Source organism: Paenibacillus sp. UASWS1643 (genome assembly GCF_008693195.1).
GTDB lineage: Bacteria > Bacillota > Bacilli > Paenibacillales > Paenibacillaceae > Paenibacillus > Paenibacillus amylolyticus_B.
On the sequence record NZ_VXKZ01000094.1, the window covers coordinates 81,632 to 94,513 of the forward strand.

Consider the following 12,882-nt stretch of genomic DNA (forward strand, 5'->3'; position numbering starts at 1 on the left):
TCATTAAATATATTAAAATATGTATCTAGCAAAAGGAGTAGGTTCGTATGCAAATTCGCAAAGCGATTATTCCAGCCGCAGGGCTGGGTACCCGGTTTCTGCCTGCCACCAAGGCGATGCCTAAGGAAATGCTACCCATCGTGGACAAGCCAACGATCCAGTACATTATTGAAGAAGCTGTCGCTTCAGGCATTGAAGATATCATTATTGTGACAGGTAAAGGGAAGCGGGCCATTGAAGATCACTTCGATTATTCTTTTGAGCTGGAGCAGAATCTGGCGGACAAACAGAAGTGGGACTTGCTTAACGAAGTACGCAAACCCTCCGAGATGGCAGATATCCATTATATCCGTCAAAAGGAACCGAAGGGACTTGGTCACGCCATCTGGTGCGCCCGCAAGTTTATCGGCAACGAGCCTTTTGCCGTCCTGTTAGGGGACGACATTGTGGAAGCGGACCATCCCTGCCTGAAGCAGATGATCGATGTCTACGATGAACTGCAATCTCCGATTGTTGGTGTACAGCCAGTTGATTGGAGCGAGGTATCCCGCTACGGAATTGTGGATGGAGAGTTGCTGACCCCTACGGATGATCGCGTCTTTCGTGCACGTCGTTTAATTGAGAAACCGAAGACCGAAGATTCGCCCTCGAACCTGGCCATTATGGGACGTTATATTCTTACACCGGATATCTTTGAGATCCTGGGTCAGCAATCGGCTGGCGTCGGAGGAGAAATTCAACTTACGGATGCCTTGTCCCGATTGAATGAACAGCGGCAGATTATCGCATATCATTTTGATGGACTTCGTCATGATGTTGGCGAGAAGTTGGGCTTTATTGAAACGTCGATTCACTACGCATTGCAGCGCCCGGATCTACGGAAAGATCTTTTAAAGTATTTAGAACAGGTCGTAAAGGATCAATAAATGGTTTCCGCATGCCCTTGAAGTCCAGCCGAAGAATGATATCTCGGCTGGGCTTTAATTTATTTTATGGAAGAGTAAATATGAGGGTTATACAGGCCAATGAACAAACACTTACCCGACACTTTACATATACATAGTCAATATGAAGAAATGATGTCAACAGCAAAACGGAGGGATGTCATGAAGGTACTTCCGCTGTTTATGGATGGCGCTGCCATATTGGAACCCCAGGTTTATGGTGATCACCGTGGATATTTTATGGAAAGTTATAATGAGCAGGTTCTGCATGAACAGGGGATACAGCACGTCTTTATTCAGGACAATCAATCCTTGTCGGCTGAAGCAGGTGTTCTGCGTGGGCTTCATTACCAGCTTCAACCCAAAGCACAGACTAAATTGGTGAGGGTTATATCTGGGGCTATATATGATGTGATTGTGGATGTCCGCACCTCATCCCCTACTTTTGGCCAATGGAAAAGTGTCATTCTAAGTGAGTACAACCAGCGGCAACTGCTTGTTCCTCAAGGATTTGCTCATGGATTTTGTACCTTGGTGCCTCATTCCCAGGTAACTTATAAGGTGGATGCCTATTATTCGCCTGAACATGACCGTGGAATTCTGTGGAACGATCCGGCGCTCGCCATTGATTGGCCTGTGACGAAACCTATATTATCGGAGAAGGATCAGAAGCATCCTTTACTGAGAGATGCTGAACTGAACTTCGACTAATTAATCAGACTTTTCAGATACTTCTGTATCTGGAGGCAGAGGGAGAGAGACAGCATGAAACTACTGGTTACGGGTGGGGCCGGATTTATCGGCAGCAACTTTGTGTTATATATGCTTCGTGAACATCCGAGTTATGAGATTATCAATGTGGATGCATTAACGTATGCGGGAAACTTGGAGAACTTGCATACGGTAGAGTCAAATCCTCGATATACCTTTATCAAGGCAGATATTGCAGATGTACAGCAGATGGAAGCTGTTTTTTCCCAAGGCATCGATGTGGTTGTGAATTTCGCTGCCGAGTCTCATGTGGATCGAAGTATTCTGTCCCCGGATATCTTTGTGCGTACCAATGTGATGGGTACTCAGGTTCTGCTGGATGCGGCGAAGAAGTATCAAGTCACCAAATTTGTTCAGGTATCGACGGATGAGGTATATGGATCATTGGGTGCTACAGGTTTATTTACTGAAGATACACCTCTGATGCCAAACAGTCCGTACTCTGCAAGTAAAGCTGGCGGGGATATGCTCGTAAGAGCCTATCATGAAACCTTTGGACTGCCTGTAAATATTACACGTTGCTCCAATAACTACGGGCCTTTTCAATTTCCGGAGAAACTGATTCCGCTGATTATATCCCGTGCATTGAATGATGAAGCCATCCCAGTATATGGTGACGGGCTCAATATTCGTGACTGGCTTTATGTCGAGGATCACTGCAGCGCGATTGATCTGGTGATTCATAATGGACAATCTGGAGAAGTATACAACATTGGTGGTAATAATGAACGTACTAATATATACATTGTGGAGAGCGTATTGGAGCAACTGGGTAAGCCGGCGAGTTTGATACAATATGTACAAGATCGGTTGGGACATGACCGACGTTACGGTATAGATCCTACCAAGATACGTACAGAGCTTGGTTGGCAACCTGCACACAATTTTGAGACAGGGATCAAGGAGACGATCCAATGGTATCTGAAACATCAAGATTGGTGGACGAGAATTCAAGCAGGCACATATCAGGACTATGTTCAGCTTCAGTACGGTAAACGGATGGGTGATTCATCCAAATGAATTATAGAATTATGGTGACTGGCGCAGCGGGACAGCTGGGTTATGATGTGGTGAAGACCTTCCAAGCAGAGGGTCATCAGGTATTGGCCTGTGACAAAAACCAGATGGATATTACCGATCAACAGCAGTGCTCAGATAGGATTAAGACGTTCCTGCCTCACATCATTATTCACTGCGCTGCTTACACGGCGGTCGATCAGGCTGAGGTAGATGAGGATACAGCATACGCAATCAATACATCAGGTACTAGAAATATTGCAGTTGCCGCCGAGAGTGTGAAAGCAAAACTGGTATATATCAGTACCGATTATGTATTTGATGGGAGCGGGACTACACCATACCGCGAATACGATGTAACGAATCCGCAGAGTGTTTATGGCAAGTCGAAGCTTGCCGGGGAACGGCTGGTTCAAAGTTTGTGTACGCAATGGTTTATCATTCGAACATCATGGGTGTTTGGCGTGCATGGCAGTAATTTTGTCAAAACCATGCTGGAACTTATAGCAAAGCGTCCACAACTGCAAGTGGTTCATGACCAACAAGGTTCGCCTACCTATACGGTGGATCTTGCACGATTCATCTATCTCCTTTCCGTAAGTGAAAAGTATGGCATCTATCATGCTTCCAATTCAGGAACTTGTACATGGTACGAGTTTGCACAGGCAATAAGAGAGGAAGCCGGTAAGCAGAGTGGGTTCGAGCCGACAGCCGAACTTATGCCATGCACAACCGACCAGTTTCCGCGTCCAGCCCCTCGTCCTGCATACTCGGTGATGGATCATCTGGCGATTCGAACGAACGGTCTGGAACCTCTGAGACCTTGGCGTGAGGCGCTGATTGCGTTTTTGAAAGAGTTGAGTGTACAGCAAAAGGACTGAGCATGTGGAGGTCCGTGCTTTATTCCCAAACTGCACCCACCATTTAACAGCCGCCTCCGGGCGGCTATTTTGTTTTACACCTAATCAATTCGGGTAGTTAGCTAACAAAAAGGTACTGAGGATGTGAATGCTATATGAAACGCATTGCCGCCGTGTTAACACTACTGATCGTTACCGTAGGAACACTCTTTTTCGCCTATGAAAGCGAGAGTGAAGAAAAAAGGGACGGATTTACCGCTTATAGATTAATCGCCCACGCGATGGGCAGCATTCGTGATCAACCATATACTAACGCCTATGAAGCGATGATTGCCAATTACGAGAAAGGCACACGTGTATTTGAAATCGACTTTATGTTGACCTCGGATCGTAAAGCCGTAGCCAGACATGAGTGGACCGCTAATATGAGCAAAATGCTAGAACAGGACCAAGAGCTTCCCGAGGAAAAACAAGCCGGGGCGCTGACACATGATGAGTTCATGAATACGCCCATTCTGGGCATGTATCAACCCATGGATGCCGACGGCATTATAGATGTACTGGCTCAGTACCCGGATATGTATATCGTAACCGACACCAAGGAACAGAAGGATGAGGATATTCAGCAGGTGTTAAGGTCCCTCGTGGATGCAGCCAAAGAACATGATCCATCCGTGCTGGATCGAGTGGTTGTACAAATCTATAACGAACCGATGCTCGAAACGGTGAAAGAAGTCTATGCATTTCCTTCCATTATCTATACGTTATATGCCACACAGGATACAGAAGCTCAGGTTGTTGATTTTGTTCAAAAAAATGATATTGATGCGGTGACTATGCCGGAATATAAAGTAAACCAGAATTTTGTCGCCAAGCTGAATAGTGCAGGCTCAGTTACCTACGTGCATACCATTAATGACACCGAACAGGTGGCTAACTATGAGAAGTGGGGTGTGTACGGGGTGTACTCGGACGTCCTGACGGAGCAAGAGTTGGATGAGATGAATACACGGTTTGCCTGGAAACCGTAAAATGTCGTAATTATAATCATGCAAATTCCAAATCATAGGCTTTTCCCTACCAGGACCGGGAAATGTCTGTGATTTTCTGTTCCCCTTTTTATACGAACATTGACACTCACTGCCTGCTGACTTAGACTTAGTTTACAAGCTTTCTAGGATGCAGAAGAACCTCTGGAGGAATGTTCGTTGATAGACATGATTAAGCAGTGGAGACATGTGTTTAAGCTTGACCCGGACCGGGAGATTACAGACGAAGAACTCGATCTGGTCTGCATGTCGGGGACCGATGCAATTATCGTCGGTGGATCTTCGGGAATTACTTACGAGAACACGGTAGACCTGATGTCCCGTGTGCGTCGTTATGAGTTGCCATGTGTGCTTGAAGTATCCGATCTGGAGGCTGTTGTTCCCGGCTTTGATGGATATCTGATCCCAATGGTCCTGAATGCAACGGACAGCAAATGGATGATAGGGCACCACCAGCAAGCCATAGAGCGTTACGGTTATCTTATCCCTTGGGATCTGCTGATTGCCGAGGGTTATATTGTGCTTAATGCAAACTCCACGGTAGCGCGGTTGACTGGTGCAGATACGGATCTGACGACAGGAGCAGCGGTGGCATATGCCCAGGCAGCGGAGCGTCTGCTCAATCTTCCCATTGTATACATGGAGTACAGCGGAACGTTCGGAGATATGGAACTTGTTGGTGAGACACACAGACAATTGGAGCGGGCACACCTCATCTACGGCGGCGGAATTGATGATCCGGAGAAAGCCGCGCAAGCTGCTCAGGTGGCAGATACCATCGTTGTAGGTAATATCGTGTATAGTGATCTGAACAAAGCGCTTGAGACGGTGTTGGCCGTAAAAGGTACCGATGAAACGGTTTAGTTTACCATTCCCCCATTTTCCCCTTATGATCTGTTAAAATAGAACTTTGCCCTTACTAAATAAAGAAGTTATATGAGCGTTATGTCGTTTACGCGAGAACGAAGAGAGAAGTGAGCTGGAGAAACGAAATGCTCGTAAAAAGCTTTCTGTAAGAAAGCTAAATCCTAAGCATACTTCTACTACCTGATTTTGTTCTTTTTTTACTAAGAAATTCGTATACAGGTACTATGTTTACACAGAAACGGAGAGTGCAGAAGCAATCTGAAGAAACGAAGTGCTCGCATTTATTACCGGATTTTCACCTTTTACTAAGCGAATCGTATACAGGAACTATGTTTACACTGAAACGGAGAGTGCAGAAGCGATCTGAAGAAACGAAGTGTTCGTATTTATCACCGGATTTTCCCTTTGATAAAGGGAACTAAAAAATCTGGGGATAACGACGATCGGAAGATGCTGCTGCAATCGAAGTCCAAGTGTAATGGATAGATCACTTATACCGACCAACCAACCAACGAAAGGAGCATGCATGCATGCAACCTGTAAATATACATGATGCCGTTGCACGGCTTAACACGCCTCAACGGCAAGCCGTCGAGGCGACGGATGGCCCGCTGCTGATTATGGCCGGAGCGGGATCCGGCAAGACCCGGGTGCTGACTCACCGGATTGCCTACCTTATTGCAACACGGAAGGCGCCCCCGTGGGGCATTTTAGCAATTACATTTACGAACAAAGCCGCCCGTGAGATGCAAGACCGCGTATCCCAACTGGTTGGTGGCTCCCAGGGCCGCGACATTTGGGTATCCACATTTCACTCCATGTGCGTGCGTATTTTGCGCCGTGATATTGAACGTATTGGCTTTACCTCCAACTTCAGTATTTTGGACTCATCGGACCAATTATCTGTAATTCGCAGTTGTATGAAAGATCAGAATATTGATACCAAGAAATTCGAGCCCAAAGCAGTTCAATCGATGATGAGTACGGCCAAGAATGAACTGATTAGTCCAGAGCAATATGAGAAGCAGGCAGGAGATTATTTCGAGGGTATTGTAGCGAAGATATATAAGATGTACCAAAAACGGTTAAGAGCCAACAACTCACTTGATTTCGACGATCTCATTATGCAGACCATTCAACTGTTCAAGGAAGTGCCTGAAGTCCTCGACTTTTACCAAAAGAAATTCCAGTACATTCACGTGGACGAGTATCAGGATACAAACCGTGCACAGTACATGCTGTGCCGCATGCTTGCTGACAGTCACCACCGCATTTGTGTTGTAGGGGATAGTGACCAATCGATCTATCGCTGGCGCGGGGCCGATATCAGTAATATCCTGAACTTTGAGAAAGATTACCCTGAAGCAAATACGATTTTGCTGGAACAGAACTATCGTTCTACTTCCAATATCCTGAATGCAGCGAATGAAGTGATCGGCCTGAATACAGGGCGTAAACCGAAGAAACTGTGGACGGACAAAGAGGGTGGTTCGAAGATCAAGGTGTACCGTGCGGATTCCGAGCATGATGAGGGGTATTTTGTTACCTCCGAGATTAGTAAAAATGTGAAGAACGGCAAATCCTATCAGAACCATGCGATTTTATACCGTACCAATGCCCAGTCCCGGGTTATAGAGGAAATTCTGATCAAGTCTGATATTCCGTATCAGATTGTCGGCGGCATCAAGTTCTATGATCGTAAAGAGATCAAGGACATTCTGGCATATCTGCGCCTGTTATCTAACCCGGACGATGATATCAGTCTTACCCGGATCATTAATGTACCGAAGCGTAGCATCGGGGATACAACAGTAGCGAAGCTGGCGGCTGCGGCAGGAGAGCGTGGAATTTCCATTTTCCGAGTACTTCAGGTCGTGGATGATCTTGGTTTTGCTGGTCGTACGCGGAATGCGCTTGTGGAGTTCTATGACATGATCGCTGCGCTGCATCAGATGGTAGAATACCTGTCTGTAACTGAACTGACCGAGAAGATTCTTGAGATGAGCCAATACCGTCTTGAGATGCAAAATGAAAATACACTCGAATCCCGTGCACGGCTGGAGAACATTGATGAGTTCCTGTCGGTAACCATGGAATTTGAGAAAAATAATGAAGACAAAACGCTCGTATCGTTCCTCACCGATCTTGCATTGATTGCTGACATCGACAGTATGAACGATGATGAAGAGGATCAGAGCGACGCTGTTACCCTGATGACCATGCACAGTGCCAAAGGTCTGGAGTTCCCGGTTGTCTTTATCGTGGGTATGGAGGAAGGGGTCTTCCCGCATAGCCGTGCCTTTATGGACAATGAAGAGCTGGAGGAAGAACGCCGACTTGCTTATGTGGGGATTACTCGTGCAGAAGAGCAACTCTTCCTGTCGTGTGCCCAGATGCGTACCTTGTTTGGACGTACCACAGCGAATCCACCTTCCCGCTTCCTGGACGAAATTCCGGATGAGCTGAAGGAAGATACCTCCATGGCTCGTGATCGTTACCGTCGTGGCAGTAGCGGAGGCGGCTCATATGGTGGACGTGGACTAGGTTCCAGTGGAGGAAGTAACTTCGGTGGTGGCACCAAGCTCTTTGATCACCAAAGCAAGAGCGGTTCATCTGCTACCTCATCCACGCCGACTTCACGTGTGACTACGAGTACCTCTCGCCCAACATACTCTACGCCATCATCTGCTTCCAAGCCGGTAGCTTCTAATGGTGAAGCAGGGTTCAAGGCAGGCGATAAAGTGCAGCATGGCAAATGGGGGACAGGCACCATTGTTGCGGTCAAAGGGACAGGGAATGATACCGAACTGCAGATTGCCTTCCCGGCTCCGGTGGGTGTGAAACGTTTGCTTGCCGGCTTTGCCCCTATTACGAAAGTAGAATAAGAACGAAACCTCCTTTTGCACGATAACAGAGAGAACAGAAATAACTTTTTTAAGGAAAACTGCATCGGCACGGTAACGAAGAGAACAGAAATAACTTGAAGAAGCATAGCGTTCGCCTTTATCCCCGGATTTCCACCTTTTAAAATGGATTAAAAGAAATCCGGGGATAACAGCGATCGGAAAGTTATTCTGTTATCGGAGTGTCAGTGTGGATATTCATTCATTGAAATTATGTAGTGATATCAACGATGGAAAGTTATACTGTTATCGGAGTTCACGTGCAATAGGAGTGTTCGTTCTACATAGATCAAATTAACGGAGGGATGGCCCTGTATGGACCCGATGCACCGGATGGAGCAACTCGTTACCGAGCTGAACCAGCATAATTATCAGTACTACACGATGGATCAGCCACAGATTAGCGACAAGGAGTATGATCTTCTGTACGATGAACTGGTTACGCTGGAACAGGAAAGCGGCATGGTTCTGCCTGATTCTCCAACACAGCGTGTGGGCGGCGAACTGCTCAAAGGGTTTACCCCACATCGCCATTTATCCTCATTATGGAGTCTGGACAAAGCGCAGAATATTGAGCAGCTTCGGAGCTGGAATACCCGTTTACTGAAACTGATTAACGACTATAACAGTAAAAATCCCGATACACCTTTACCGGAACCAGGTTACGTCATTGAGTTGAAATTTGACGGATTGACGCTAAACCTGACATACACCAACGGTGAGTTGGTGCAAGCCTCTACACGAGGGAACGGTACTGTAGGCGAAGGTATTTTGGCACAGGTGAGAACAATTAGATCTGTACCGCTCAAAATTCCTTACACAAGCGGCACGATTGAAGTACAGGGTGAAGGTATCATGAATCTGTCTGTCCTGGAGCGATACAACGAGACAGCGGCAGAACCACTCAAGAATGCGCGGAATGCAGCAGCGGGAGCGCTGCGTAACCTGAATCCGAAGGCGACGGCTGAGCGTCGACTGAATGCTTATTTCTATAACGTAGGTTATTCGGATGACATTCAGTTTGCCAATCATCAGCAGATGATGGACTTCCTGCGTGAGAACCGATTCAAAGTTAATCCATCCATCACGTATTTCCATGAGTTTGATGATGTGATGGAACAATTGGCTGCGATTCAGGAGAACCGAGGTCAGCTGGACTATCTGATCGATGGAGCTGTTATCAAAATTACGGACATGCGCACGCGTGAGGTGTTGGGTTATACCGATAAATTCCCTCGCTGGGCGGTGGCATATAAATTCGAGGCTGAAGAGACCACGACGGTTCTTAACGCTGTGGTATGGAATGTGGGCCGTACTGGCAAAGTAACTCCGCTGGCACGCGTAGAACCGGTTGAACTTGCCGGGGTAACAGTACAGAACTGTACTCTGAATAATGTTGGCGACATTGAGCGCAAAAATCTGAAGTTTGCTCTGGGCACACGGGTCTTTATCCGTCGCTCCAACGACGTCATTCCTGAGATTCTGGGTAAAGTGACGGAGGAGAGTGATGGAGAGGAGATCGTCTTCCCTGAGCAGTGTCCTGCATGTGGATTCCCACTGGAGCAACGCGGAGCGCATCTGTTCTGCAACAATAGACTTGCGTGTAAACCGCAAACGGTGGCACGTATTTCTCATTTTGCTTCCCGTGATGCCATGGACATCGAGACGTTTAGTGAGAAAACGGCGATTCAGCTGTATGATGAATTGAACGTGCGTGAGCCTGCTGACCTGTATACGTTACAGTTTGATGATCTGGTGAAGCTGGAGCGGTTTGGGGAAAAGAAAGCGAACAACCTTATCGCTGCGCTTGAGCTTAGTAAAGATAGAGACTTGGCTTCCTTCTTATACTCACTGGGTATTCCGAACACAGGTAAATCGACAACGCGCATGCTCGCTGATCATTATCGAGATCTGCACGCCATTATGAATGCAACCGTGGAAGAACTGGTTGAACTACCCGACGTGGGTGGTATTGTGGCTGAGAGCATCGTAAACTTTTTTGCAGATCCGTTTACACAGGCTGCGATTGAGAAAATGCTTAACTTGGGCGTGAAAGCTCAGGCACCTGAGGCGCCAGCCGTTGCTGTTGTGGAAGATTCCTTCTTCAGTGGTAAAACGGTCGTCTTGACCGGAACGCTGCACCAATTGACGCGGGAAGAGGCGACGCAAAGACTGGAAGCGCTCGGAGCGAAGGTGACTGGCAGTGTGTCGAAAAAGACAGATCTGGTTATTGCCGGAGAGAAGGCAGGTAGTAAACTAACCAAAGCCCATGATCTCGGTATTCCAACGATTGAGGATGAGGACGAACTTGTACGTCTTTTGAACCCACAGGGTTAGAGGATGAATTAACAAAAGAGTTCATATAAGAAAGCCCCCGAAGACACGAATATGTGATCGGGGGCTTTTGCTGTTTATTGAATTATTTGATACAACGAATGAAACCTCATCAATCTTATCTGATCATGATCCACTTAAATTGTTAGGGATGCGCTGAGATGCACCTGTAAGCCATGCATCCTTATCATATCCTCGCTCTTCCCAGTAACCAATATGTTCGCTGTCGATGAGTTCAATGCGATTTAACCATTTTACTGATTTATAGGCATACATCTGAGGAATGACGAGCCGTACCGGACCGCCAAGATCAGCCGGGATGGGTTTGCCATCATGCATGACAGCGACCATAATATCTTCCATTTGTGCTTGATCCATCGTAATCGCATCTGTGTATACACCATCACCGGAATAAAACTTCACACTATGAGCTTCCGGTTTGACCCCGGCTTGTTTCAAAAGCTGTGCAAGAGAAATGCCTTCCCAGGTATTTTTATATACAGACCAGCCCGTTACACAGTGGAAATCACTAACCTGTACGGTACGAGCGAGCTTCACGAATTGTTCCCAGTTCCATACCTGTGCCCGTTCAACCAACCCATCAATTCGAAAAGACCAGTTAGCATTGGAGAAGGACGGTATGGGCGTAACCGTATATACGCGGAAATGACCGTCAGCTCCGCCTCCAATGGGAGGAGAAGAGGCAGATAGCGGTTGTGGCAGAGGAACCATACGGTTAGGATCGTTCTCCAGCATGCTATCAATACTATTATCGATCTTGAGATTTCGTCCTACCCAGGATATAAAAGTAGGACCAAGAGTCACGGCGAGACCAACCCCCACAGCAGAACGGATGAAAGCTCGTCGTGTATACAATGGCTGAGGTCGCTCCTCTGATTTGAGGGGATCTCTCTCGGAACTGCGATCAAACTGGGAAGAAGATATAGCAGCCGGAGTTTCTTTTTCATCCGATATTGAATCAGATGGATCAGCTGTATTTTGAGTTCGTGTTGGAGATGTAGTAGTTTTAACCGCACGACGTGCAGGGTCCTTTAACCATTTGGTCCGAGTGATGGAGTGATAGATAATATAAGGTAGGCCCACCCAAGTCAGCAGGTCATGGATCAAAAGTGCAGCATTCGACCATCGAGGTCCAGCTAGCTTGAACTGCCATAATACAATACCCGAGAGTAGCCAGCCTACCAGCAGCGCAAGAACAAAGATGGTGTTCACCCTTTGCCAAGGTCTATTACGAAGCTGTTTCCAGTGCTTTCCGGCCAAAATCAAGTAATATACTACGGGTGCCAGCATAGCTAGCCCAACGATGATATGTAGCCATTTTAACCAGACACGTCCAATTCCGAGTATCTCGCGCCAAAAGCCGCCAACCAGCATAAGCCCTGAGATTGCAAGGATCACAACGATCCAGGCATTCCAAGCGTGGATGGAAACCAGTTTCTTGCCGTAACCTTTGCGTACATTCTTTAACCATTCTTTCAAGCGCGATCACCCCATATTAGGTTAGTAATGAGTTTATTCAGAACTTTGATATGTAATAGCTAGCTGTGAATGGAGTACGTGATCGGAGTAAAGGTGCAATGCGTGATGAATATACGATTGTTCATAGGCTACTTATGAAAGTAGTAGCACTTGACTGCTTAACCTTATCTCTATATCCTATATACCTTATTATAGAGTTTTTGGATCACTTTCTTCAAACGAACAGAAGGGCGGGGATCGTTCCCATCTTGGGTTCAGAGAATGTGCTAATCTGTCGAATACAGGTTGGAGACAAGACACCGTAGATGAAGATATCAAGATATTAGAAGGTTGATTAAAAATGCTTGCTAAATAAATCACTACGTGATATATTATTTCTTGTCGCTTCAAACGAATGATTGTCATAATCATTTGAAAGATGACGAAAACAAAGTGTTGACAGTAAGTTAGTTAACATGATATGATAAGATTCCTGTCCGGTTGACAAACATCAACATAAACGGACATACAAGTTCCTTGAAAACTGAACAAATGGATAGTAACTTTTGATTCACAATGAATCGTCAGATTCAAAATGAGCTTATCGCTCTTTTCAATACTTTATTGGAGAGTTTGATCCTGGCTCAGGACGAACGCT

9 protein-coding genes are annotated in these 12,882 nt (G+C 46.4%); 8 read left to right on the top strand and 1 reads right to left on the bottom strand.

Features of this window, described 5'->3' with window-relative positions:
- Positions 1-47 precede the first annotated feature (47 nt).
- The 8 genes from galU to ligA all read left to right on the top strand — a co-directional run bounded on the left by galU (position 48) and on the right by ligA (position 10,748).
- A complete protein-coding gene (galU, locus tag FE296_RS04555) occupies positions 48-926 on the top strand; it encodes a UTP--glucose-1-phosphate uridylyltransferase GalU (protein ID WP_150364346.1) in 879 nt (292 codons plus the stop codon).
- A gap of 180 nt (positions 927-1,106) precedes the next feature.
- Positions 1,107-1,655, top strand: a complete 549-nt coding sequence (gene rfbC, locus FE296_RS04560) for a dTDP-4-dehydrorhamnose 3,5-epimerase (RefSeq protein ID WP_150364347.1) — start codon at positions 1,107-1,109, stop codon at positions 1,653-1,655.
- Between the two features lie 54 nt (positions 1,656-1,709).
- The gene (rfbB, locus tag FE296_RS04565) at positions 1,710-2,735 is read left to right on the top strand and encodes a dTDP-glucose 4,6-dehydratase (RefSeq protein ID WP_124116474.1); all 1,026 of its coding nucleotides are present in this window, start codon (positions 1,710-1,712) and stop codon (positions 2,733-2,735) included.
- A complete protein-coding gene (gene rfbD / locus FE296_RS04570; protein WP_150364348.1) occupies positions 2,732-3,613 on the top strand; it encodes a dTDP-4-dehydrorhamnose reductase in 882 nt (293 codons plus the stop codon). The genes rfbB and rfbD overlap by 4 nt, the downstream gene beginning before the upstream one ends.
- 134 nt (positions 3,614-3,747) lie before the next feature.
- On the top strand, positions 3,748-4,623 hold the full coding sequence (locus FE296_RS04575; protein ID WP_150364349.1) for a phosphatidylinositol-specific phospholipase C/glycerophosphodiester phosphodiesterase family protein: 876 nt from the start codon (positions 3,748-3,750) through the stop codon (positions 4,621-4,623).
- 177 nt (positions 4,624-4,800) lie between these two features.
- Positions 4,801-5,505, top strand: a complete 705-nt coding sequence (gene pcrB, locus FE296_RS04580; protein WP_124116471.1) for a heptaprenylglyceryl phosphate synthase — start codon at positions 4,801-4,803, stop codon at positions 5,503-5,505.
- Positions 5,506-6,038: 533 nt separating this feature from the next.
- Positions 6,039-8,393 carry a DNA helicase PcrA gene (gene pcrA / locus FE296_RS04585; RefSeq protein ID WP_124116470.1) on the top strand — a complete coding sequence of 785 codons (2,355 nt, stop codon included), beginning with the start codon at positions 6,039-6,041 and terminating at the stop codon, positions 8,391-8,393.
- 333 nt (positions 8,394-8,726) lie between these two features.
- Positions 8,727-10,748 (top strand): NAD-dependent DNA ligase LigA, encoded by a 2,022-nt coding sequence (gene ligA, locus FE296_RS04590; protein WP_150364350.1) that lies wholly within the window; start codon positions 8,727-8,729, stop codon positions 10,746-10,748.
- Between the two features lie 123 nt (positions 10,749-10,871).
- Here ligA and FE296_RS04595 read toward each other — a convergent pair whose 3' ends face one another.
- On the bottom strand, positions 10,872-12,245 hold the full coding sequence (locus FE296_RS04595) for a molybdopterin-dependent oxidoreductase (RefSeq protein ID WP_150364351.1): 1,374 nt from the start codon (positions 12,243-12,245) through the stop codon (positions 10,872-10,874).
- Positions 12,246-12,882 lie beyond the last annotated feature (637 nt).

Excerpts from the sequence above, each read along its gene's own strand:
- galU (WP_150364346.1), top strand. The coding sequence starts at position 48 with ATGCAAATTCGCAAAGCGATTATTCCAGCCGCAGGGCTGGGTACCCGG.
- rfbC (WP_150364347.1), top strand. The coding sequence starts at position 1,107 with ATGAAGGTACTTCCGCTGTTTATGGATGGCGCTGCCATATTGGAACCC.
- rfbB (WP_124116474.1), top strand. The coding sequence starts at position 1,710 with ATGAAACTACTGGTTACGGGTGGGGCCGGATTTATCGGCAGCAACTTT.
- rfbD (WP_150364348.1), top strand. The coding sequence starts at position 2,732 with ATGAATTATAGAATTATGGTGACTGGCGCAGCGGGACAGCTGGGTTAT.
- FE296_RS04575 (WP_150364349.1), top strand. The coding sequence starts at position 3,748 with ATGAAACGCATTGCCGCCGTGTTAACACTACTGATCGTTACCGTAGGA.
- pcrA (WP_124116470.1), top strand. The coding sequence starts at position 6,039 with ATGCAACCTGTAAATATACATGATGCCGTTGCACGGCTTAACACGCCT.
- ligA (WP_150364350.1), top strand. The coding sequence starts at position 8,727 with ATGGACCCGATGCACCGGATGGAGCAACTCGTTACCGAGCTGAACCAG.